General features: G+C 50.5%; 25 protein-coding genes. 6 read left to right on the top strand and 19 right to left on the bottom strand.

What is annotated here, in order from left to right; translation table 11 throughout:
• Positions 1-48: 48 nt before the first annotated feature.
• From LI015_RS01240 to LI015_RS01195, 10 genes are all read right to left on the bottom strand, one after another.
• Positions 49-1,158 (bottom strand): DUF4178 domain-containing protein, encoded by a 1,110-nt coding sequence (locus tag LI015_RS01240; RefSeq protein WP_002567822.1) that lies wholly within the window; start codon positions 1,156-1,158, stop codon positions 49-51.
• Positions 1,151-1,537, bottom strand: coding sequence for an adenosylmethionine decarboxylase (speD, locus tag LI015_RS01235; protein ID WP_002571802.1), 387 nt, complete (start codon positions 1,535-1,537; stop codon positions 1,151-1,153). Before speD ends, LI015_RS01240 begins: the two co-directional genes overlap by 8 nt.
• 241 nt (positions 1,538-1,778) lie before the next feature.
• Positions 1,779-2,774, bottom strand: a complete 996-nt coding sequence (locus LI015_RS01230) for an SPL family radical SAM protein (protein ID WP_227123791.1) — start codon at positions 2,772-2,774, stop codon at positions 1,779-1,781.
• 197 nt (positions 2,775-2,971) lie between these two features.
• The gene (recQ, locus tag LI015_RS01225; protein WP_227124051.1) at positions 2,972-5,422 is read right to left on the bottom strand and encodes a DNA helicase RecQ; all 2,451 of its coding nucleotides are present in this window, start codon (positions 5,420-5,422) and stop codon (positions 2,972-2,974) included.
• A gap of 464 nt (positions 5,423-5,886) precedes the next feature.
• The gene (locus LI015_RS01220; protein ID WP_227123789.1) at positions 5,887-6,555 is read right to left on the bottom strand and encodes an HAD family hydrolase; all 669 of its coding nucleotides are present in this window, start codon (positions 6,553-6,555) and stop codon (positions 5,887-5,889) included.
• 12 nt (positions 6,556-6,567) lie between these two features.
• Complete coding sequence (locus tag LI015_RS01215) at positions 6,568-7,386, bottom strand: PTS system mannose/fructose/sorbose family transporter subunit IID (RefSeq protein ID WP_002567827.1); 819 nt, start codon at positions 7,384-7,386, stop codon at positions 6,568-6,570.
• Positions 7,387-8,133 (bottom strand): PTS mannose/fructose/sorbose/N-acetylgalactosamine transporter subunit IIC, encoded by a 747-nt coding sequence (locus tag LI015_RS01210; RefSeq protein ID WP_002567828.1) that lies wholly within the window; start codon positions 8,131-8,133, stop codon positions 7,387-7,389.
• Between the two features lie 40 nt (positions 8,134-8,173).
• Positions 8,174-8,644 (bottom strand): PTS sugar transporter subunit IIB, encoded by a 471-nt coding sequence (locus LI015_RS01205; protein ID WP_227123787.1) that lies wholly within the window; start codon positions 8,642-8,644, stop codon positions 8,174-8,176.
• Entirely contained in the window at positions 8,641-9,069 is a 429-nt protein-coding gene (locus LI015_RS01200) for a PTS sugar transporter subunit IIA (protein ID WP_002567830.1), read from the bottom strand. The genes LI015_RS01205 and LI015_RS01200 overlap by 4 nt, the downstream gene beginning before the upstream one ends.
• Before the next feature lie 23 nt (positions 9,070-9,092).
• A complete protein-coding gene (locus tag LI015_RS01195) occupies positions 9,093-10,106 on the bottom strand; it encodes an SIS domain-containing protein (RefSeq protein ID WP_319638717.1) in 1,014 nt (337 codons plus the stop codon).
• Positions 10,107-10,407: 301 nt separating this feature from the next.
• Here LI015_RS01195 and LI015_RS01190 point away from each other — a divergent pair, with 301 nt between their 5' ends.
• The 4 genes from LI015_RS01190 to LI015_RS01175 all read left to right on the top strand — a co-directional run bounded on the left by LI015_RS01190 (position 10,408) and on the right by LI015_RS01175 (position 13,498).
• Positions 10,408-11,229, top strand: coding sequence for a GntR family transcriptional regulator (locus tag LI015_RS01190; protein ID WP_002567832.1), 822 nt, complete (start codon positions 10,408-10,410; stop codon positions 11,227-11,229).
• Between the two features lie 74 nt (positions 11,230-11,303).
• On the top strand, positions 11,304-11,984 hold the full coding sequence (locus tag LI015_RS01185) for a FadR/GntR family transcriptional regulator (protein ID WP_002571798.1): 681 nt from the start codon (positions 11,304-11,306) through the stop codon (positions 11,982-11,984).
• An 80-nt stretch (positions 11,985-12,064) separates the two neighbouring features.
• Positions 12,065-12,634: a GNAT family N-acetyltransferase gene (locus tag LI015_RS01180; protein ID WP_227123784.1), complete on the top strand. Its 570-nt coding sequence runs from the start codon at positions 12,065-12,067 to the stop codon at positions 12,632-12,634.
• Between the two features lie 27 nt (positions 12,635-12,661).
• Positions 12,662-13,498 carry a polysaccharide deacetylase family protein gene (locus LI015_RS01175; RefSeq protein WP_002567835.1) on the top strand — a complete coding sequence of 279 codons (837 nt, stop codon included), beginning with the start codon at positions 12,662-12,664 and terminating at the stop codon, positions 13,496-13,498.
• A gap of 144 nt (positions 13,499-13,642) precedes the next feature.
• Here LI015_RS01175 and LI015_RS01170 read toward each other — a convergent pair whose 3' ends face one another.
• Positions 13,643-13,999 (bottom strand): arsenate reductase family protein, encoded by a 357-nt coding sequence (locus tag LI015_RS01170; protein WP_002567836.1) that lies wholly within the window; start codon positions 13,997-13,999, stop codon positions 13,643-13,645.
• 27 nt (positions 14,000-14,026) lie between these two features.
• Complete coding sequence (locus tag LI015_RS01165) at positions 14,027-15,016, bottom strand: hypothetical protein (protein ID WP_227123782.1); 990 nt, start codon at positions 15,014-15,016, stop codon at positions 14,027-14,029.
• A 136-nt stretch (positions 15,017-15,152) separates the two neighbouring features.
• On the opposite strand from LI015_RS01165, the gene LI015_RS01160 reads away from it, so the two are divergent.
• A complete protein-coding gene (locus tag LI015_RS01160) occupies positions 15,153-15,788 on the top strand; it encodes an SGNH/GDSL hydrolase family protein (protein WP_002567838.1) in 636 nt (211 codons plus the stop codon).
• A gap of 86 nt (positions 15,789-15,874) precedes the next feature.
• Here LI015_RS01160 and LI015_RS01155 read toward each other — a convergent pair whose 3' ends face one another.
• From LI015_RS01155 to LI015_RS01125, 7 genes are all read right to left on the bottom strand, one after another.
• Entirely contained in the window at positions 15,875-16,810 is a 936-nt protein-coding gene (locus tag LI015_RS01155) for a ketopantoate reductase family protein (protein WP_002571795.1), read from the bottom strand.
• Between the two features lie 18 nt (positions 16,811-16,828).
• Entirely contained in the window at positions 16,829-17,368 is a 540-nt protein-coding gene (locus LI015_RS01150; RefSeq protein ID WP_002577790.1) for a nitroreductase family protein, read from the bottom strand.
• A gap of 44 nt (positions 17,369-17,412) precedes the next feature.
• Complete coding sequence (locus tag LI015_RS01145; RefSeq protein WP_002571793.1) at positions 17,413-18,099, bottom strand: YkgJ family cysteine cluster protein; 687 nt, start codon at positions 18,097-18,099, stop codon at positions 17,413-17,415.
• A 128-nt stretch (positions 18,100-18,227) separates the two neighbouring features.
• Positions 18,228-19,070 (bottom strand): MerR family transcriptional regulator, encoded by an 843-nt coding sequence (locus LI015_RS01140; RefSeq protein WP_002567849.1) that lies wholly within the window; start codon positions 19,068-19,070, stop codon positions 18,228-18,230.
• A 161-nt stretch (positions 19,071-19,231) separates the two neighbouring features.
• On the bottom strand, positions 19,232-19,540 hold the full coding sequence (locus LI015_RS01135; RefSeq protein WP_002567850.1) for a transcriptional repressor: 309 nt from the start codon (positions 19,538-19,540) through the stop codon (positions 19,232-19,234).
• Between the two features lie 239 nt (positions 19,541-19,779).
• The gene (locus tag LI015_RS01130) at positions 19,780-21,981 is read right to left on the bottom strand and encodes a DNA topoisomerase III (protein ID WP_227123780.1); all 2,202 of its coding nucleotides are present in this window, start codon (positions 21,979-21,981) and stop codon (positions 19,780-19,782) included.
• Positions 21,982-22,030: 49 nt separating this feature from the next.
• The gene (locus LI015_RS01125; RefSeq protein ID WP_002567852.1) at positions 22,031-22,765 is read right to left on the bottom strand and encodes a class I SAM-dependent methyltransferase; all 735 of its coding nucleotides are present in this window, start codon (positions 22,763-22,765) and stop codon (positions 22,031-22,033) included.
• Positions 22,766-22,893: 128 nt separating this feature from the next.
• Here LI015_RS01125 and LI015_RS01120 point away from each other — a divergent pair, with 128 nt between their 5' ends.
• On the top strand, positions 22,894-23,910 hold the full coding sequence (locus LI015_RS01120) for a GH25 family lysozyme (RefSeq protein WP_227123778.1): 1,017 nt from the start codon (positions 22,894-22,896) through the stop codon (positions 23,908-23,910).
• The last annotated feature ends 63 nt before the right edge of the window (positions 23,911-23,973 follow it).

Here is a 23,973-nt window from a genome sequence, read left to right as displayed (position 1 = left end):
CGAATACATACTGCCGGTTTACTTTCTCGCCTTTTTCTCCTTTTTCGCCTATTTGCCGGAGCTGATTCCGCCTCCGGATGACCGCCTGGAATTGATGCTGCTCTGGCGGACGCTGTCTGAATAGCTTTTGTAAGGATCCACGGGATTGGTGTCAACGGTTTCGCCGCTGTAGTTTTCGTATCCGCTGGTCCGCTGTCTGTATCTGTCCCTGTCGCCGAAAAACCCCCTGGAATAATAGAATCCGCGGTAATAAGAATGGGTATGGCCGGTCGCATGGTAAGGCGTGTTTGTGCTTTGATATACATAGGCGCGGGAACTGATCTGAACCATGGTGGTCTGGTCCGTGCTGGTGTATACCAGACAATACTCACTCTTTGTCAGGATAGCCACCGAATCATCTTCCCCATTCTTCTGCACATCCTCGGTCCCGCCGTCAATGGCCTGGATAATTGCCTTAGCCGCGTCATCCACGGACAGGTCAGTGGAGTACACATCCGCCCTCTCCTTCTCGTTCAAATCAGATGTAATTGACGTCTGATAGGAGAAATTAATATTACCTTCCAGATATTTATGTATGGTCTTCTTATTTGACTGTATGTACGTATAGGATAACACTCCAAGAACCGCCAGTATCACTGCCGCCACAGCCAGGTTCTTCATATTGACAAAACCAAGGGTCCTGTTGCTCTCCACCTGTCCGGAACAACCGCTGTCCAGGAGTACGATTTCATCCATATCCAGATAACAGCCTTTGGAATACTCTGTTTCATCCTCCCATTGCTCCACCGCAATGATGAGCTCTTCGGTACCGTCCTCGTACTCCGTATAACGGACCGTGTCTCCCGGCGATGTATCCACCTGGCCAAAGCAGGACGTGACAACTGCCTGCCCCGCATCCGCCTGGCGGTAACCATCCCGGAATATATTCATCTCATCAAACTCACTGCCATAGGGACACTGGGTATAAATGGCGTATTCTTCATAAATATTGTCAATGCTGAGCCATTTTATACCCCTGGTCCGGGTTTCCAACAGGCAGTATTCCCACCAGCGGGAACCGTCTGAACGGTTGTGGAACTCAATTCCCCCTGTGACCCGGTATTCCGCCCCTTCTATGGACAGGTTCTGGTCCTTATTAAACTGTAATGTCTTACCCATGGACGTCCTCCTTTGCCCTGTTTAACGCCCTCTTAATCAGCCTTGTTTCTGCCTGCTCTGCCTTTAAGGACTCTGTGAGAAGGCGGCATATCTCTCCCGGTATATCCTCCTGGCAGGAAAATATATCCACTGCCGCATACCCATACTCAGGCCAGGTGTGGATTGAAATGTGGGAGGTGGTTATGACTGCCACCGCGCTGATGCCCATGGGCGAGAATTTATGGTAGCATTCCTCCACAATTCCTGCGCCTATGCATTGGCAGACCATGTGAATCACATTTTTTATGGAATCCACATCATCAATACAGGACGTCCGGCATCCATAGAGGTCCACAATCAGCTGCCTGGCCTCTGCAATATCTGTTTCCTTTCCTGTCATGGCAATTTCCCTTCATCGTTTAAGTGATTCCGGGGCTCTGCTGCCATGGAAATACGGCAGCAGCAGCCTCTTTCTGATTATATCAGACTGACTATATGGATACAATTGCCAAATTCTTACGATAATACAAACCGATAATACAAACCCATAATACAAACCCATAATACAAAACGCGCATTCCGGTTCCCATCACAATGGATATCGGAACGGCACGGCACATTCAAACTGCGGCAAGGCCATGTCAGCTTATATAAAGTATGGGCACATTTCCCAGTACACGTCCTATCTCCTGCCGCAGATACAGCTGTGCCTCTTCCCTGGATTCGGCCCGGTAGCAGTACCTCCCCCGTCCCCTGCCCGTCATCTGCTCCCTGTCATACAGGTCCGGCGCATTGGGAAATGCTTCGCTGTTAATGGCCCGGTGGACATAGGAATAGGTCATCAAAATAATCTCCAAAAACATCTGGCTTTTCATTTTATCTGAAAGTCCGTCCCTCAGTTCTTCCAAGAGGCCGGTATACATTTCCTTCCAGCCCTCCACTAATATGACGGGAGCTATCAGGAGTCCGCAGGGATATCCCGCCTCACACATCTGATTTACAGCCTTGATTCTCTGTCTTAAGCCGGATGTGCCCAGCTCTATCTTCTGGATAATGGGCTGAGGATTGACGCTCATGCGGAAAATCACCTTGCCTCTGTGGTCCAGGTCCAGCAGAGGTTCCACCATATGAAATTTGGTGGGAAATGTAAGTTTTCCCTCCCCCTCCTCTGCAAAACGCGGAATTGTATAAAGAAGATTTCCCGTAATTGTGTTCTCCAGCACCAAATCGCTGTTGCTTCCAATCTCAAAGGTAAGGGGGGTGCCGCTGTTCTTTCCCTTTTTGATGATGCGGTCCAGCATCTGCTCCCGGTTCACAAACAGTCTGAGATAAGCGCATTTATTATAGTTGCAAACCAGATAGCAGTACAGGCACATGGCCGTACAGCCGGATGAGGTGTATGGGACCAGATAATCGGATACCTTGTGGTTTTCCACGTATTTGTGGGTCTTTCGTATGCCCGCAATCAGATTGCGTTTCATGTGTCCGAACTGGTCATTGGGTTTTTCCTGCATTTCCCGGATGGAATTATGGCTCTCAATGGGAATCCACGGCAGGTCCCTGTATTCCTCCCTGAGCTGCCGGCCCAGAGGGTAGTCAAAGATAGCCGGTTCATAGTAAACTGCGTCAAATTTCATGGATGCGCCTTCCTCCTGATAAATTCATGGACAATATGGGAATTGGGTTCAATTTCTTATTTTTACTATTTAACATTCCCCAAATCTGTGAAGTTATCAATGGAAAAGCCGCTGTCCCTTTAATGGGCGGCAGCGGCTTTGTTTGAACAGTATCACCGGACGCTTCTGTTTTTCTCCTTCTCCCAATCACATAACAATCATATTTTTTCCCATAACCACTCTACAATCCCCCGCTGCGCTCTCTCGCCATAAAAGAACACCTCATATTCATTCCCCTTCTCACTCAACCGTTTCTCTGCCTCAATTCCAAATTCCCGGCCCTTGTCCGTCAGTCGTTTGCGGGGTATTCCATTTACGTAATATTCCTCAAAATTCCCATCCTCCATCAATTTCTGTTCAACGGATTTTATGGTCAGCCGCTTCATTGAATCCTCATCCCGCAGGCTGTTAATCTGAGATACAAAATCACTGAGACTGGACTGTTGTGAGTATCGGACTCTGGCGGCCAGTTCCCCGGTCATGACAAAATCCGTTTTGCCTTTACCTGTTTTTTTCTTTCTGTCCGTGTTTAGCTCTGCCGGTGCTTCCCTGGTTCTTTCATCCTCCCGGCTGTCATTTCCTTGGCTGCCATTTTCCTGCCTGTCATTTTCCCGGCCTCCGTATTCCCAGGCGGTCAGGGCTGTCTCCAGGGACCAGTCGTCGAACGCATCGCTGTCGCTGGTAAAATACAAATCATCACCCTCAAAAGACATCTCAGCAGGACTGTCATTCATTTCCGCCTGCACGCAGGCCAGAAAACGCTCCCCGTATTTCTCATACTTAAACTCTCCCACCCCTGAAACATTCAGCATCTCCCCTTTCGTAACCGGCTTCACGATGCACATATGCGTCAGCGTCTTATCTGAAAAAACCATATAAGGCGGCACCTTTTCTTCCTTTGCAATCTCCGTCCTGACAGCGCGCAGCTTCTCAAACAGCGTTTCGTCTGCTTCCGTAAACTCTGCTCCGCCCGGTCCGGACAAACCTGCTGCCAGCCCCTTCCTGCCTTTTCTTCCCTTTCCGGCACTTGCGCCGGACGCTTTGGCAGGATGCTCCGCTTCCCTGGCCATCTTCATGGTCACCGGCTCTCCCTCTTCCAGGATTCCCTTTGACTTTCCTGTCAATTTTACAATGGCATATTCATCGTTTGTCACTGCCAGATATCCGTTCAGCATCAGATGGTTCATCACCTGCCGCAGCTTGTAGGCCGGTACCTTTGCCAGTTCCCCATAATGCGGGTTCTCATCCATCCTGTAATTGCGTATCTTCGCTGTATTGGCACCGTGGACCGTATCAATCATCACATTGGTTCCGTACCTCTGCCGGCTGCTCTCCACACATCCAATGAGTATCCGGGAAATATCCGTCACGTCCACTGTCTCAAACTGGCTCAGGCAGTTGGAGCAATTGCCGCAGTAATTGCTTCCGTACTCCCCAAAATATCTCAGTATGTAATCTCTCAGACATTCATTTGTAAAGCAGTAAAATGTCATCTTGCGCAGGCGTTCCCTGTCCCGCTCCATGACGATTTCCCGGGTTATGGGATCCAATGCCTCGTTGTCCTGGTTATGGTCAATAAAGAACTGGTTTGTCACCACATCCTGGCCGCCGTACAAAAGGATGCACTCTGAGGGTTCACCATCCCTTCCTGCCCTGCCGGCCTCCTGGTAATAGGATTCCATATTCTTCGGCATGTTATAATGCACCACAAACCTGACATTGGACTTGTCAATCCCCATGCCGAAGGCATTGGTGGCAACCATAATCTGGGCCCTGTCATATATAAAATCCTCCTGGTTATGCCTGCGCTCGCTGTCGCTTAAGCCAGCATGATACCGGGTGACGGAGAAACCTTCCCGGATCAGCTGGCCGCAAACTTCCTCCACCACTTTCCTGGTCAGGCAATAGATGATACCGCTTTCCCCCTTATGGCGTTCCAGGTAATTTACCATGGTGGCATATTTATCCTTGGGAGACTGTACGCCGAAGTAGAGATTCGGCCGGTTAAAACCAGTGGTCATGACCTGGGGATTTCTGAGCATAAGTATGTCGATGATATCATCCCGCACTTCTGCTGTGGCGGTGGCTGTAAAAGCACTTACAACGGGCCGTTCCGGAAGCTGGTTGATAAAATCCACTATTTTCAGATAACTGGGCCTGAAATCCTGGCCCCACTGTGATACACAATGGGCCTCGTCCACAGCTACCATGGATATCTTCACCTGGCTGCTCAGCGCAAACCGCAGAAAGTCCTCAGACATCAGGCGCTCCGGCGCAACATAGATAATCGGATATCTGCCGGCTCTGGCCAGGTCCAATACCTTATAATACTGGGCCGCTGTCAGGGAACTGTTAATGTAGGCAGCCAAAATACCCACCTGGTTTAAGTTGCTTACCTGGTCCTTCATCAGGGAAATAAGCGGGGAAATGACCAGGGTGATTCCGTCCATCATAAGGGCAGGGATTTGATAACACAGGGATTTCCCGGCCCCGGTGGGCATGACTCCCAGCACGTCCCTTCCTTCCAGAATGCTCTGGATCAGCACATCCTGCCCATCCCTGAATGTGTCATAACCAAAATAATGTTTTAATATTTCATATTGTGTCATCATCAAACTCCTCTGTATTGCTCCGGCATAAAAGAACCCAATCGTCCCTGTTCCCGGCGTTTAGCGCCAGACTTATCTTCAGCTGTGCTTCAAAACCATGGAAAAATGGCGAATACGCCCCGCAGCGGACCTGCTGCCTAAAGCAGACTAAACCGATTAAACATATAGATGTAATTCATTATAACAAATCCGAAATGATAAAACAATGGTGATTTATGTGCCCGATGGTGGTTTCTTTGGCCTATTCTTTGGCCCTTTCTCCGGCCTTTCTCCGGCCTTTCTCCGGTCTATTCTTTAGTCTATTCTCTGGCTTATGTTCTGTCAAAAAAACAGCCGGACATCTCTGTCCGGCCGCAGCGCATATTTCATCATCCTATCACAGGCAGTGTCCTCTCCTTTTTTAACAAATTTATGGAATCCCGGAATCTGCCGCAGTCTCCGGTAATCCCTGCCCCCTGGCCTCCCTATGGCCTCTGCCATGGTTTCAGCCAGGGTGTGGAGGAAACCAGCCGTTTCAGCAGCCCGGGTATCTCCACGCAGTCCTCTGCCAGCAAATCCCCGTCCCCAAACTCATCCGCACCTCCATATCCGTACCTGCATCCGATAAACGCTGTCTCATTGGCCTTTGCCGCCTCCCTGTCATAGAAACGATCCCCCACCATACAGCACCAGTCCGCACCGGCCCGCTCTATCAGCACACCCAGGCTGTCTGCCTTGTCCTGTCTGGAGGTCAGGCCCTGTATATAGTCAAAATACTCCCTTATGGACAGTACACCCAGCACATCCTCCAGTTCCTCTTCCTTTGCATTGGAACAGACCGCCAGGACGTACCCCTGTTCCTTTAGCTCCCCAAGCATTTCCGGGACCCCGGGATAGGTCTGCGCCTTCTCACGCATAAGAGGTGCCCAGTGCCTCTCCACCGCCCGGTAAAAGCGCCTAAAGGCTTCCTCGCTGTCATCACCCAGAAAGAACAGGCTGTCATCCCTAAAGGGAGCACCGAACCTGGTGCGTATCACGCTCTCTGCAACAGGCCCGGCCCCCAGCTCCTTAAGGGCTTCCTGATAGGCTGCCACTGCGTATGTATGAGTCATGTTCAGTGTCCCGTCCAAATCGAACGCCACCAGCTTTGTCATTTTCCATCCCTCCTAGAAAATTCCAATCCAACACCCCGCAATGCAGATTACAAAAATGCCCAGAATGATGGCAATGGTTTTTACATTCCGGTTAAACAGCCATACACAAAGAAATGTGGCTCCCAGAGGAAGCAGTCCCGGGAAAATCTGGTCAAAGATGGACTGCAAAGTGGTCTCTGTTCCTGAAAATTGAAAGGTCAGGGATGTCTTAAGCGTCACCATGGTTCCAATCATGGCTCCTATGACCGTAAGTCCCAGTATGGATGCCCCGTAGGACATTTTTTCGATAAGATGGTTCTCCGCAGAGTTCTCCAGGAACCTGGTTCCCATCTTGTAACCGGCATTTCCGGTAATATACTTGGTAAGAAAATGGATTGCCGTGTACAGGAAGAAATACAAAAGGGCTCCCAGTATGCTGCCCTGCTGGGCAAAGGCAATACCGATTCCCGCCGTGATGACGCGGAATGTACCCCAGAAGAAGGAATCGCCAATACCGGATAACGGGCCCATAAGCCCCACCTTCAGGTTATTGATGGATTCCTTATTAAAATTGTCTGCTTTGGCGCATTCCTGTTCCATTGCAACAGAAAGGTCAATGACAAAGGGAGAGACATGGGGCGTGATATTAAATGTCTCTGTATGCCGGTGCAGCGCTTCAAAATAATCATCGTCTTTTGGGTAAATCTTTCTCAGAGGCTTTTCAATGGAATACATAAATCCATAGGCCATCATTTTATCAAAGGACCAGGAGGACTGCATGGTAAAGCTTCTCCAGAACACACTGCGCAAATCCTTCTTTGTTATAAGGGAAGTTTCCTTTGTCTCCTGCATCTAAAAATCCTCCTCTTCTTCAAATTTCATATTTCCCACGGCAATAAGCGCCATGCACAGTCCGGCCACTGCGACTCCAATCACATCCATATTGATATACATGACTGCTATGAATCCCAGGAACAGGTAGGGCATCAGTTTTTTGTTGCCCATCATTTTAATCAGAAGCGCAAGTCCCACACAGGACAGCACGCCGGCCGCTACGTCAAATCCGTCCAGCACGACCTGGGGGATCAGCTTGATAACCGCATTGATGCTGCCTGCGCCAAAATACATGGCAAAGAACACCAGGAGCATGGATGGAACGCCCACCATCAGCGGCAGTGTGATGAGATGCCACATGTTTGCCCTTCTTAAATTTCTCTGGGCCAGGGCCTTCTCGATCTGTTTGCCTCCCCAGCTGGCGCCTATGGCGTAACAGCCGTTTCTCCACATCTGCAGGAATATGGACAGAGGCAGAGCCAATGCAACGGCTGTCCCCACTCCCTCCCCGCTTTGGATGGCAATGGCTGTTCCCAGCACGCTGGAGGCATACACCTCCGGCGGTGTAGCGCTCCCTACCATAATAGATCCCATAAACATCAGTTCCAGCGTGGCGCCTATCATGATTCCGGCCTGGAAATCCCCCAGAATCAGCCCCACAATGGGCGCGGTAAATAACGGCCTCCCCATCATGGACGCCCCAAATGTATATTCGTCAATGGCAGCCAGAAAGGCCACAATTGACACCAGTATTGCCTGAAGCATAATCCTTCTCCCTTCTCTATCCTCTGACTGATTCGTCTTATTATATCAATGTCATTGCATCCGTCTCTTTATCTGTAGGCACTGCCCGGCACTCAACCACTGCACCGGCCTGAGCCATGGCGCGGATATTCCGGACATCATGGTCGTCAACAGCCAGGGAATTGGTGATGATCCTGCGGCCCTCTGTCTTTTTCATATTGCCAAGATTGATGTGGTCCATACCCTTCACATGCTCTACCAGTTTCAGCGCGTCATCCGTATTGCCCACTATAACAAACACCTTGTACTTGTCCGTCTTTGTCCCGTTTAAAAGGACAATGGCATCCGCCACGGACTTTATGGAAAATTTGATTCCTGCCGGCGCGGCCAGCTTAAGGGTAGTGGCCCGTATCTTATCTGCCGCAGCCTCATCATTTACGACCAGTATGCAGTCAGCTCCCAATGAATTGGTCCAGGCAAAGGCCACCTGTCCATGTACCAGTCTCTCATCCACTCTTGTAATCTTAATCATACGAAATCCTCCTCACTCTCTTCAAAAGCCTGCTTCATCAGACCGTTGATAAACACACACCCTTCCCTGGCTGCCTGTATTCCCTGTGTAATCAGCTCCTGGGTATCCATGGCGCTCTCCAGCATCGGCACCATGGCCAGCAGCATGGGCGCATTGACGCCGGCCAGTACGTAAACCCCCGGATGGGAGATATGCCCTGAGAAAGCATTGGCCACGCTGCCGCCCAGCACATCTGTCATGACAATCAGCTCGTCCCCGTCCTCCAGCTCATCCACCACAGCGGCCGCTTCCCTGTCCATATCAAAATCCGGTGTGGTATACGCGCTCAGGACACCTACCTTTTCATTTCCTCCCAGGACAAAATCCATGGTCTGCTTCAGTCCTCCGGCAAATTCACCGTGGGTCGCAATCAATATCTTTCTCATGGGGCAATCTCCTTTTCTATTCCTTAATACTCCACCGTCCTGTAGTATCTGCGTATATCCAGGCTGTGGTCCTTCACATGTTCAAAATGAGCGCTGACACGCTCTAACTGGGTGGACATGACCATGGGGGAGACATACTTCCTCATATCGGCGTCAATCCCCTCCAGAGGATAATCCCTGGTATCCCATACCTGCACCACATCCGAATACTTCCTGACAAAGTTCTCCACCCTGTCAACCAGTGGGCGCGTCTCGTCCTCTCCTTTAAAAAGCATAAAGCTCATGTTCTTATCCGTCATCTCCACAGTGCCGTGGAAAAATTCTGCCGCATGAATGGATTTGGTAGGAATCCAGAGCATTTCCTCCAACACGCACATGGCAAAGCAATATGTCTCCCCCCAGGTATTACCGGCTCCCACACACATATGGAAGCCTGTATCCTTATGCTTTTCTGCAAAAGCAAGTGCTCGTTCGTCGTTCTGCTCCCGCACCTTTAACAGTACCTCCGGCATCTTCCGAAGTGTTTCCACAAACCGTTCGTACTGAGGAAACTCTCCGTTTTTCAGCATCAGTCTGGCTCCCAGGGCAAAAAACTGTATATGCAGCTCCTCCACCAGATTGTCATTGCAGGCAGCATTCTCAACCACATAATCCGAGACAGCAGCCAGAGGAGCTGTCCTGTCCCCCACAAAAGAAATCACTGTGGCTCCCATGCTTCTGGCATACTCTGCCGCCGCAATGGTTTCCTTGGTGGTTCCTGATAAGGAGGCCGTGATAAAGAGAGAATCTCTGGTCAGTGATCTGGGCTTTGCGGCCAGCAGCTCGGCGGCAATTTCATGATACCATACCAGAGCGGAGTTTGTCTTTAGCATGTATGCCAGCGGGCTGATGATGGCATAGGTGCCTCCCGTTCCAACCAAATAGATGTTTTTATATCCCAAATCACTCACCTTATCCGCAATCCTATTAATCTCACTGATCTGGGCCACTGCTCCATTTAAAGTTTTTAAGAAATCCTCATTCTGAAAACCGTACATCATAATCCTCCTCTTGATTAGACAAATTGAATTTTATGTATTTAACCGGATAGCGTTTGTACAAACCATCTTGTGTTTTTAATATACCAACACCATCCACCTTTGTCAATACCATTTTCGTACCAATTATATTTTATTTTATACAACATTACATTTTCCTGTTTCTTTTTTTCCAAAACATGATATAATGAGGCAAGGGAATTAAATCGTGCCTGTCCGGAATGCGGACGGTTTCTGCCATGGCAAAAGACGGTTTCAGACCCGATAAAGAATAAATGGATACCCGGCATGGAGGAAACGGATGCAGAGGAAACAGATACAGGGAGAACAGATACAGGATAAACAGATACAGGGAAAACAGAGGCAGAGTACGCAGACACAGAGACTGACAAAATCAGAGATATTTACCCAGACGCTGAAACGCAATATACAGGAGGGGACCTATCCCTATGGCACCGCCCTGCCCGCTGAGCGGGAGCTGGCCGAGAGCTTTGGACTTAACCGTTCAACCGTAAGGGCCGCCATCCAGACCCTGGTGGAGGAAGGATTGTTAAAAAAGGTCCAGGGCAAGGGAACGTTTGTGATGCGCCATGCCAGGGATAACGCATACACCCATTTCCGGGGCATGAGCGAGCTGCTTAAAAATCATGGATATGTTCCTTCCTCCAGGATTTTATATACCGGTCCCACACCAGCCGGTTACAAGCTCTCCCATCTGCTGCAGGTGGGCGAAGATACGGTGTTGTACCGTATCATGCGTCTGCGTCTTGGCAACGGACTGCCTGTATCCATTGAAAATACCTTTGTTCCCTATGAACTGATTCCTGATATAGAGGATATTGATTTCCAGATATACTCTCTGTATGATGCATTTGCCATGAATTCTCTTCGTATTGCCGGCATACAGCAGGTTTTCTCCACCACCCGTGTGCGCAACTCCGAAGCCAAATACCTGAACGCAGAAAACGGGAGCCCGGTGGTATCCATTGCCATCACCTCCGCCAGCGAGGAAAACGGAATCATTGAGTACACCAACGCCCTGGTGCTTCCGGAATTCTGTAAGTTCTACTCCGACGGCGTTATCCAGGACAGCAAACTCAATGTTTATGCGCAATCCATATAGACCACTGATAGGTTTTAAGATACCAGAATAACCTTTATTCCATCGTGACACCTATCACCAGAAAGGGTAACAGTATGCCAAAAGTTTTCAATCTTCTAAGTTACGACATTGCAGAATATATAGAAAAATACATCCACGAACATGGACTGCAGCCAGGAGACCGCCTGCCCACGGAACGGGAACTGGCGGCCCAGTTAGATATAACCCGTGTCAGCGTGCGCCAGGGATACAAACGTCTGTTAGACCAGGGCGTCATCCGGTCTGAAAACGGCTATTATGTGAATCCGCCCAGAACAGACCGTTCCCTGACCGCCTATTGTTTTCCCTATGCGGATACTTATTTGCATCCGGACACATTTTCCGTAAAATCAACCGAATATATGCCGGAGGCCATCCGCAATATATGCAATAACATGCTGAATGCCGACCACAGTTCCCATCTCAACATGAACCGTTTTATCGAATATCTGTCCGATATTCCCGTGGGAATCACTTATACGGCCCAGACCAGCTCGTCCATGCCGTCCTTCCCAGGACTATTCTATCTGCGCTCTCTGCCGGAGGGACTGAAACAGACCCAGTATATGCGGGTCCATCAGCCCAGCCGTGAAGAATATGAACTGCTGGAGCTGAGCGAACACGACAGTATGCTGATGCTGGTAAATGGTTTCCAGTACGAAGGCACCCCCATTGCTGTCAGCGTTTCTCTCTGTGTGGGGACCAGGATGAATTTAATTGCCCCCATAACCATATGATTCCCTATGGCCAAAAGGACTTCCCTCACCAGGTCCGTCCCCAGGCCGATCCGTATGATACCCATAAGGAGTTGACCGCTATGAACATCCAAACTGCATGCGCCGCCGACACAGCAAAAATATACCGCATCATGACCGAGGCCCGCTCCCTGGCGCCGGACCCCGGCTGGTACTGTACCGACTCAGAGGAATATATACGGTCCCACATCGTAAATCCTGATGCGGGAATCGTCTTTAAGGCAGTGGAACATGATTGTCTGGCTGCCTTTTTCATCATTCATTTTCCGGGTAACACCCCTGACAGCCTGGGGCACTACATGAACCTGGATCCCGAGGCCCTTGACAGGGTGGCCCACATGGACTCCCTGGCAGTCCGGCCCGGCTTCAGGGGGAGAGGACTTCAATATCAGCTCATGGCCAGCGCAGAGCAGTATCTGATGACTACCTCCTATTGCCACCTGATGGGGACGGTCCATCCTGACAACCGGTACAGCCTGGGCAATTTTCTCAAACTGGGATACCGGATTGTGACTACCACAAAAAAGTACGGCGGGCTTCCCCGCCATGTCCTGTATAAATCCATAAGCAATCCCCCTTCTTTTGCGGGTTCCGGGAATAATACTGCCTCTGTTTCTATATATTTAAAGTAATTACTTCTGAAACAGGACCTATCCTTTATGAAAAACAGACTCAGAAGACTTCCCATGAAGAAGCTGTTACAGACCACCCTGCTGTTCGCCCTGGCCTTTTGTGCCGGACGGCTGGCTGCCCAGGTAGTGGAATACAACCGTCCTCCCGAAGCAGTGACCACCTCAGCCGACGGCAACTGGGGACTTAGTTTCCCGGGCGAGGGCCAGATGCCTGTGGGAAATGCCACCGCAGATTATCTGAAGCAGTTCAATGCCTACTATGCCCAGAATACCCAGGATAAGGTCATCTACCTGACCTTTGACGCGGGTTATGAAAACGGAAACACAGCCGCCATCCTGGACGCCCTGAAAAAACACAATGTGCACGCCACCTTTTTCCTGGTTGGAAATTATTTACAGACCAGTCCGGACCTGGTAAAGCGAATGGTTGCCGAGGGCCACAATGTGGGAAACCATACCTTCCACCATCCGGATATGTCGAAAATCTCCACCAAGGAAGCCTTTGAGAAGGAACTGAATGACCTGGAAACCCTATACCAGCAGACCACGGGACAGCCAATGAAAAAGTATTACCGTCCCCCCCAGGGCAAATACAGTGAAAGCAACCTGAAAATGGCCAATGACATGGGCTATAAGACTTTTTTCTGGAGTCTGGCCTATGTGGACTGGTATGAAGATAAGCAGCCAACCAAAGAGGAAGCCTTTAAAAAGCTGCTGACCCGCATTCATCCCGGCGCCATTGTCCTGCTTCACAGCACCTCCAAAACAAATGGGCAGATTCTGGATGAACTTCTGACCAAGTGGGAGGAAATGGGATATCATTTTGGAACCCTGGATGATTTGGTGGCGGCAGACCAGACATAGAGAATGGCTGTTTCGTACTCCATGTTCCACAATTATTATGAAAAAACAATATCACTTAAAAATGCCGGAAGAACGCACTGTTTATAAGGTGCATCTTCCGGCATATCATATTTCATGTCAGGTTGATTATATGTGTGTTAAAATCTACAGCAGCTTTTCCTTCCACTCCGCCTCCTTAAATCCAGTGAGCACAAAGCCATCCCCCACCACCAGCGGTCTTTTCACCAGCATCCCGTCCGTGGCCAGAAGCGCCAGCTGCTCGTCCTCACTCATGGACGGCAGTTTATCTTTCAGAGACATTTCCTTGTAGATATTTCCGCTGGTATTAAAGAAACGCTTTAGAGAAAGCCCGCTCATCCCGTACCATTCCTTTAATTCCTCCAGGGTGGGATTCTCCTCCCTGACAGGCCTTTCCACATAGGAAATCCCATTGGCATCCAGCCACTTTAAAGCCTTCTGGCAGGTAGAGCATTTTTTGTAGCATAATACGGTAAGATTCATTTTCATTCCTCCATCTGTTCTATTTCCTTATTCTGCGGCAAACCTGAGGGTCCTGGCTGAACCGTCAAAACAGGATGTATCTTCATTATAAGTAACCATATCCTCCGTCGAATATGTAAGCAGGGCAGAATGAGTTCCCCCCATCCATCCCCCGATTTCTTCCTCATGGCCTGCCATGTGTTCTGGCCGGGCAGCGTCAAACTCCACAACCCGGACATCGCCAGGTCCTGCCGTCACTTTTCCATCTGACTTTATGGATGGCTTCATCTCCCCGCTGCCGCCTGCCAGCACCGCTGCACCGCTGCCCTCTGCCGTCATCTCCCCTTCTGATTCTTCCACTTTGATTCTGCATGAATAAATGCCGATTCCACCTTGGCCCAAAGCTGAAACCGTACCGGTTCCACCGGCAATATCCACCTCCGGACACGATATTCCCGCATACGTTCCCTTTATATCCAGCTGTCCGCCCTCCAGGCGCAGGGCTGCCTGGCCGTTTTCCGTCCGGTTCCCCAATATGCCTGCTGTTTTGGCTTCAATGTCCAGGCTTCCCTTTCCCCGGATGACCAGGGTACCTGAATGTATGCGTATACCTGCACCTTCTGACCGGATCCAGCTGCCGCTGCCCTCCTTTAACTCGATGGTTAAATCCCCTGTTATATCAATTGCCGGGCGGGAGGACTCCGCGTTTTCCATGACTGTGTTTTCCATGGATATATTTTTCATGACTGTGTTTTCTATAACCGCATTATCCAATGTCAGCGTATAGCTGTCCCTGGAATTTCTCAGTCTCCATCCGTTTCCCTCCGCCATCTTTCCCCTTCCCGGAAGTTCCACCTTTCCTTCATTTCCCAGGTAAAGAGCTGTCAGCGGCACCTGCTCCCTGGACTGGGTCAGCCCATATCTGGATGCCAGATATATGCCTGCGCTGGATATGGCAGTGCAGAATACGATGATAAGAATAATGAACAGAACAGCGCGTACTGTCCTGCCCACAAATCCCTTTGAAATCTTATCCATATAGATGTTTCCTCCTGTTACAGTTTCGTTTATTTTATCATAAAGTAATCCATTTTTCCATTACTTGTGATATCATAGGAGAAAAGTGTGGTTACTGATTGGAACAGCTCAACCATGCAATAAGGAGGTTCTGTCTATGATAAATATTCTCTGCTTCGGCGACTCCAACACATTCGGGACCAATCCCAAAGGAGGACGCCATTCCTGGAATACCCGCTGGCCCGGACGGCTTCAGGTTCTGCTGGGGCCTGAGTATTATGTGATTGAGGAAGGCATGGGCGGACGCACCACGGTATGGGATGACCCGCTGGAGCCCGGACGATGCGGCATCCAGGCCCTTCCAATGGCACTCCAGAGCCACAAACCGCTGGACCTGGTCATTCTGTTCCTGGGCACCAATGACTGCAAGGCCCACTTTCATGCCTCGCCCAGGGTTATAACAAAGGGAATGGAAAACCTGTGTCACACGGTACAGGGATTTGATTACGGGGAAGGCTATAAGAAGCCTAAGATTCTGGTGATATCCCCTATCCATATAGGAAATGACATGGAACACTGTCCCTATGTCAGTTTTGATGAAACCGCACCCGGTAAATCAATGGCCCTTGCGCCCCTCTATCAGGAGCTGGCAAAAGCTGAGGGCTGTCTTTTCCTGGATGCCGCATCCCTGGCCGGTCCCAGCAGCATTGACCAGCTCCACATGGACGCAAAGAACCATGGGGCATTGGCTGAGGGGATCGCTGAGGTGGTGAAGGGGTATTTTGAACCCTAGGGGTGAAAAAATGGCCGGAAAACGAATTTCGCTTTCCGGCTTTTCTTGTTTCCATGCACACATTTCCTCTGATGGAGCAGCGCAAATCACACTGGGTATCCGCTCTCCATCCCCTTAATCCTCCGGTACAGCTCCCTGTTCACCGGCACATCCAGGCCGGCCGCCTCTGCCCGGCGAATCACGGTGCCCGCAAAAAATTCCACTTCCGAGGGCCTGCGGGCCAATCCATCCTGCCGCATAGAGGGCATACCATCAGGGTTCAGACTGTCAATCAGGTCAACATAGGCGTCCAAATCCTCCATGGTCACCCGGATTCCCTCTCTTCCGGCCAGCTCCACTACTTCAGCCATGGCTGCCTTCATCATCTGTCTGGCCGGTCCCGGCCTTTGTACGGTTCCATAAGTCCCTTCCTCCACCATGACAGCCTGGTTCACCCCCACATTCAGCATCCATTTGCACCAGAGCCTGCGCAGGATATCCGGCTCCCTGGTATAGGGAAGTCCTGTCCGCTCAAACAGCTCTGTGACCGCCTCCAGCATTGCCTCTTTCTGCGGTTCATGTTGGGGAATCCCTATACATATCTGTCCCATATGGGAATAGGTCAGCTCATTTCCCATCTTCACTGCATCCATTCCCTGGGCCACGCAGTACAGCACGTGCTCCATTCCCAGTATGTTTCCTATGACGGCTTCACTGGTAATTCCATTGAGTACGGAAAGAATCACGGTATCCTTTCCCACCTGATTCCTGACCATGGGGACAGACGCCTCAAGCGCAGTGGCTTTCACGGCAAATATAAGAAGCTGGGCCGGTCCTCCGGGGTCCGCTTCATCTCCCGGACAGACCGCGAATTTCCATCCTCTTCCGTTACAGTATACCGTGGTATCCCGGTAACGTTCCACCCGGTCCCTGTCTGCCAGGAATGTCACCTGCTCCAGCCCCAGGGTCCTTGCAAAGAAATCCCCGTACAATACACCCAACGCACCCATTCCTACTATGGATACTCTCGTAATCCTGTCCATGCCTTACCTCCGCGCTGATTAATAGAATCTGGCAATCTCCCGGACCGTACAGCGCTTTGGCATCTGAGGGTCGGCCGCGCCATATCCAAGGGCAATGACCGCCGCCACATCCTGGTCCTCCCCAATGGAGAGCAGTTCCCTCAGCTTACCAGCATCCCTGATTCCCATGACCAGGGTGTCCAGGCCCAAATCCTTTGCCTTCAGCAGAAGGTTCTGGTTATGCATCCCCAAATCGTAGCAGCCCCATCCGTTTCCCAGCTCATTGGAAGGGGTTCCGTCATTTTCATATCCTGAGCGGTTCTTAACAAAGGCGGCCACAATCAGTACAGGCGCATCCTTGCTGTTTGTCTGGTTAAAGGCCGGAAGGCAGGTTTCCTTTACCTTTTTGAGCATGTCATCTGACATAACCACATAGTATCTGGCTGTCTGGGAATTCTTCCAGGACGGCGCAAGGGTGGCTGCCTTAAGGATCTCCTCCACCTGTTCACGGCTCACTTTCCTGTCCGGCTGGTACTTTCTCATGCTTCTTCTTTCCCTCAATACTGCATCTAATTCCATATGAATCTTCCTCCTGTCCATTGGTTGATATCCGAAAACTGCTTTTAAAGGCTGGTTTTGATTCCGGAACGTGCCGCAAACTCAGAAGCCTCTGTAATCCTCCTGTAAAACTGCGGATAGAACTCTTCCCCGCTGTTATAAGGAGTTATGTAAAACTGATTCAGCACATACATAACCACCGTTCTCCTGATGTCCAGGCTTCCATTTTCTTCCAGTCCATGTTCCAGATCCTTGAGAAAATAATGCCAGTCATTTACAAATTTCTCATACAGCTTTACATCCGGGGTATCAATCCACTTGCGGACCTTTACCTTGCTTCTGTTATCCTTAGGACACTCATGGACCTGAAGGAAGTAGCTGAAGGACCGGTTCTCATACAGTCTTCCCAGCGGGAAGAGACGGCAGAACCCAGGCCTGTAAGAATGGATACCGCACCTGCCCTCTCCGTTCAGGAAGGAACAGGCCTCATCCCGGCCTGTCATCCGGATATTGGGCAGGATAATGCCGTCCACCATATTCACCTCAAGTGGGCCAGACAGAAGCTGTTCTGGTGTCATCCCAAGGTTCCCCGAAAGGCGGAACATATCCAGAGGGTCCAGTATGATGGATGACCCCATACCGCGGCAGCAGGCAGAACAGCCTTCACATCCGCCGCTGTCAGCCCTCACCATATCATTGATACCATATAATTTCCCGTCGGATATATCCTCCAGACTGACTTCTCGTTCCATAGCTCCCAGTACTCCCTTTCCAGCAGTTTCCATAAATAGTTCTAACAGACAGTATACCACCCTTTTCCGGTTTCACGCAACCATGCTTTTATGGGGCAAAGCCATCTGAAAAGCCGTCCTGTTTCACCCTACCCTCTGTTTTTAAGCACCATAACAGCTATGGCCAGACCTGCTATCACAGCCATCCATCCACATGTCACCCACAAGGGCAGCTGAATACCCAGCGCCTTATTCAAGGGAATTAGTACCAGAGAGGTGAGCCCGATCTGGTTCAGAAAGCAGACTCTTTCATACAGCTTCCCCCTGTCCCTCTCCTTTTTCATAAACGGCTTTCCGCTGTCCGGCAGAATCCGGTTCAAATCAGGCACCTGCCAGCGCGCCTTTCCCGCTGCGGCAGCTCCCAGGAGCAGAGCCGGAAACGGTGAAATGGTTATGACAAGGCGCCAGATCTGAATGAATTTCTCCGGCAGTCTTATTCCCAAAACCTGGTTAATTGGAAACATAATCATGGATACAATGCACAGAAAACAAAATAAGTATGCCATATCCCTTGCCTTGCACAGCCTGTCAATCCTGTCCTTTTTCATGATATCCTTTCCTTTCTTTTCCCATTCCAATTTCATTTCCAGCAGTTGCGGGTCCAGTGTGTCAAACCTCCACCCTGAATCCCTGACCTCCAGACACACTTGTCTGACGCGCTCCAGCTCCTTAACTTCCTTTTGTATCTGTCCTGCCCGCGCTTCCATGAGAACCGCTGCCCTCTGAGGCTGGTCTGCCAGCTGGCGAATCTGGGCCACTGAAAATCCCATGATGCGGAAAATTCGTATCTTTCTCAGATGTTCCACATCATCCTCACTGTACTCCCTGTAATTATTGGAACTCCGGCCCGGAGCTAAAAGACCTTCCTTCTCGTAAAACCTGATATTGGCTTTTGTGATTCCAGTCAGGGTCTCTACCTCTTTGATTGTCATATACACACCTCCTTACAGGTTTATTGTAGGGGTTGAATAAGGTTGAATGTCAAGCCATTCCCGTCTTTTTATATATTTCTTCATTTATGTCGGACAAAAAAGACAGAGGAATCATGCGCCTGACCGTGCATGTCTCCTCTGCCATATGTATTGTTCTGTATCTAATCCATCCAATCCCCGGCCTGTTCCTCCACGCAGGGACGGTCCGGCAGGCTGTAGCGGTAGCATCTGCTGAATACGCCGATTTCTTCCAGAGTAGATACCATGCGGTACACGGTTGCCATACCAATGGCCGCATCGCGCTTAGCCGCCTCGTAATATATTTCTTTACAGCAGTTCCACTTTCCGCTCAGTATGACATCCAGAAGGATCATACGCTGTTTTGTCATACGTTTCCCCTGGCTCCTCAGTTCCTGGATGACCCGCTCCTTCTGCCACGTGCCGGACTCCTCTCTTTGTTTCCACGGCATATCACTCAGCTCCTTTACTTTGCTGTCAGGCATTGCTTCTGCCCTTTAGACGTTGCTTCAGCTCTATTTCTTAAGTAAGTTAAAGCTAACCCACATTTTCTAAAATATGCAGCCAGGCGCCTCTGTTTCCTGTTCCCCACAGGAATTAGATATCCCTAACTGCATATATAGATTAGCATCAGCTAACTTTCTTGTCAAGAATTTTTTTATTTTACAATCATTTTACCGTCGCTTTTCCATCAGCCCTTATCCTTCAGATTGAGCCCTGCCAGCGCCTTGGCAAATGCATTGTTGACAGGCTCCTCTGCTTCCTTTTTCTGCTGGTTCAGGTATCGGGCCACGTCCTTTTTGGTCACTCCGGCGCCTTCCTTTTTCCTGCGCTCCTCAAAGGCCTTCAGCTTCTCCTTATGACCGCACCTGCACACAAATATCTGGGCATCCCCCTTGCCCTTAAGCTCCATCTTTTTATGGCAGACAGGGCATCTGGCATTGGAGGTGCGTGAAATGACCTCCCGGTGGCCGCATTCCCGGTCCTGGCACACCAGCATCTCCGTATTCTTTCCCTTTACAGCCAGCATCCGCTTTCCGCACACCGGGCACTTTGTGTTGGTCAGGTTGTCATGGCGGAACGAACCCTCACCTGTCTTAATCTGGCGGATCAGTTCCTGGGAATATCCTCTGATGTCCTTCATGAACGCGCCTCTTTTCAGGCTTCCCTTTGCAATGCCCGACAGCTTCATCTCCCAGTCCGCTGTCAGCTCCGGCTTCTTCAGGTCCTCAGGCACCAGCTCCAGGAGCTGTCTGGCCTTGGACGTGAGGCAGATATCCTTGCCCCGCTTTTCAAGCAGAAAGCTGGAAAACAGTTTTTCTATTATATCCGCCCTGGTGGCAACGGTTCCCAGACCGCCGGTCTCCCCCAGGGTCTTTGCCATGGCCTTATCCTTTGTTTCCATGTACGCCACAGGATTTTCCATGGCGGAGAGCAGGGTTGCTTCATTAAACGGGGCAGGCGGTTTTGTCTTACCCTCTGTCATCTTAAGGGACAGGCCATGTAACACATCCCCCTTTTTCAGATCCGGCAGCTGCTGGTCCTTTACCTCCGGCTCATCCTCCTCTTCCCCGTCATCCACAGCCGTGTCATAAGCAGCCTTCCAGCCCTGGCCCTTTACTATCCTTCCCTTTGCAATGAACCGCTGGCCCCGGATATTTGCTTCCAGGCTGGTCTCGTCATATTCAAAGGGTGGATACAAAACAGCCAGGAACCTGCGCACCACCAAATCATAAATCCGGCGTTCATCAATGGTCATATGGTCCATCTGCACATATTGTTCCGTGGGAATGATGGCATGATGGTCGGAAACTTTGCTGTTGTCCACAAAGAATGGTTTCGCCGGCAGGGGCTGGTTCACCAGCCTTCCGGCCAGCATCTTATAGGGGCCGACGGAACACGCCTTCAGACGCTCCTTAAGGGTGGGGACAATATCCGCGCTCAGATACCTGGAATCGGTTCTGGGATAGGTCAGGACTTTATGGTTCTCATAGAGGCGCTGCATAATGTTCAGCGTATCCTTGGCAGAATAATTAAACCGCTTATTGGCATCCCGCTGCAGCTCCGTCAGGTCATAGAGAAGGGGCGGCTGCGTCTTTTTAGGCGTCCGCTTTACCTCAGCCACAACAGCTGTCTCCCCCTTAAGCTCCTGAGCCAGTCCCTCCATCCGGCCGCGGTCAAAGGAACGGTGGCTGCCTGTCCCTGCATCCTGCCATGTAAGGACCAGCCCCTCCTTTCTGGCCTGAAGCCCAAAGTATGACTGGAGCACAAACGCGCGTATCTGCGCCTCCCGTTTTGCTATCATGGCCAGAGTCGGGGTCTGGACACGGCCGCAGGAAAGCTGGGCATTGTATTTGCAGGTCAGGGCCCTGGTGGCGTTGATGCCCACCAGCCAGTCCGCCTCTGCCCTGCACATGGCTGCGTCATACAGGTTATTGTATTCCCTTCCGTCCTTCAGGTTGGCAAATCCCTCCCTGATAGCCTTATCAGTCACGGATGATATCCACAGACGCCGGATAGGTTTATTGCACCCTGTCTTTTTCAGAATCAGCCGGGCCACCAGCTCTCCTTCCCTTCCTGCATCCGTGGCAATGATAATGTCCCCCACATCCCCCCGGTAAATCTGGGTTTTCACAGCCTGGTACTGCTTTGAGGTCTGCTTGATGACCTCAAGTTTAAATACCTCAGGCATCATGGGAAGGTCCTCCATCTTCCATTCCTTATACTTCTTATCGTAATCCTCGGGGTCAGCCAGGGTCACCAGATGGCCCAGCCCCCAGGTTACCACGTAACGATCCCCTTCAATGGCGCCGTTTATATTTTTCCCGCACTTAAGAACCCGGGCAATGTCCCGGGCAACAGAAGGCTTTTCTGCTATTACAAGTGATTTCATTGATATACTCCTTATCTCAGTTTTAAACCGGAGGCCCCTGACGTCCCTGTCAGGAACGTTTCCTGGCCGACACAATCAGCATCATGGGTCTTCGCATTTCATCCAGCATACCGGGAATATGAAGCATACTATCCGGCGGCTGCGGCTCCACCACCTGGCTGAGTTCAAAGCCATGGGTCAGAAGGGTATTGAGGTAAGTGGTCAGGGTTCTGTGGTACTTAACCACTTCTTCTCCCAGGAACACAGCCTTGCGCTTCCCCTCATAGTAATAATTATCCACAGGAAAATGGAGGATGTTTCCATTTTCATCGTAGTACCAATCCTGGCTTCCGTAGGCAGTAAATACGGGATGCTCCACGGAAAACACGAAATATCCACCGGGAGCCAGCGAATCCCTCACTTTATCCACCACCTGGCTGAAGCTTTCCACATAGTGAAATGCCAGGGAGCTGAGCACCACGTCAAAGGATTCATCCGGGAAATCAATGTCCTCCATGGCACACTCCACATACCGTACCCTGGAATCCTCGGTCTTTTCCCTGGCCACCTCCAGCATCTTACCGGAAATATCCACACCCACGGCAGAAACCGCTCCGTGTTCCATGGCATAGATACAGTGCCAGCCATAACCGCAGCCCAGATCCAGAAGGCGCTGTCCCTGAAAATCAGGCAGCAGCGCCTTAAGCGTCTCCCACTCTCCTGCTCCGGACAGTCCTTTTTTAGAACGCTCCATCTGGCTGTACTTTTCAAAAAATATATCATTGTCATATTTATTTTCTTTCATTATTATCTTCCTTTCCACGTATTGCTGCCTTCATTCTAGCACATTCCCCCTGGCCTGTCACCGCTGTTTTCATTTCTTCATATAGTATATTGTACCGATTAACACTCTACCTTTAAGGAGGATTGACAATGAAACATTTACGGGGCGCAGCAGGTATCATCCTGTCCCTTATCTTTGCCGTGTGCTTCATGTGCTCTCCTGCATTTGCGGCTTCCCGCCTGTACCAGGGCATGGATGTCAGCAGCTGGCAGGGCGATATTGATTTCCAGGCAGTCCGGGCTGCCGGTATCCAGGTGGTCTATATACGGGCCGGTGTGGGATTGGAATATGTGGATCCCTATTTCCAGTCCAACTATGAGAAAGCCCTGGATGCAGGCCTGAACATCGGATACTATCACTATGTGACTGCCGCCGACACCTTCCAGGCCAGGCAGCAGGCAGAATTTTTCTATTCCCTGATACGGGACAAGCAGATTGACTGCTGCCCGGCCATGGATTTTGAATCGTTCCCAGGTCTGAGCACCCAGGAAATCAATGCCATCGGACTGTCTTTCATGGAAACCCTGGGCAGCCTCCTGGGATATGATCCAGCCCTATATACAGACTCCTACAACGCCGCCTACCTGTGGAGCAGTGACTTTTCCTCCTACCCCCTGTGGGTGGCTGACTACGATGTAAACCAGCCGGAGAGCACGGGCCCATGGGATTCCTGGGACGGTTTCCAGTACTCGGACAGGGGACGGGTACCGGGAGTAAACGGCGATGTGGACATGGATTTCTTTAAGGATTCCATGTTTATTATCTCCCGGACACCCCAGCCTGAACCAAATCCCGGCGATATAGGAGTCCTTCTCACCTATAAAGTGCAGGGCGGCGATACCCTATGGAGCATCTCCAAACGATTCGGCACCACCGTTGACCGGCTGGCTGCATTAAACCATATCTCCAATCCGAATATAATTTACAGGGGACAGATTCTGGAGATTCCGGATATTCCCGGCGCCATCATATACCGGGTGAAAAGCGGCGACACCCTCTGGGCCATTGCAGACCGTTTTGGCACCAGCGTATCAGATCTGGTATTTACCAACGCAATAGCAAACCCCAACCTGATTTACGTGGGGCAGGTTCTTGTCATACCATAATGGAGAAAAACAGGGATATCCTGAAAGCCTGTCCGGCTCCGGGATATCCCCTCCTTATGATTC

This window comes from Enterocloster sp. 210928-DFI.2.20, assembly GCF_020554465.1.
GTDB classification, from domain to species: domain Bacteria; phylum Bacillota; class Clostridia; order Lachnospirales; family Lachnospiraceae; genus Enterocloster; species Enterocloster bolteae.
This window is presented reverse-complemented; position numbering and strand designations above follow the sequence as displayed.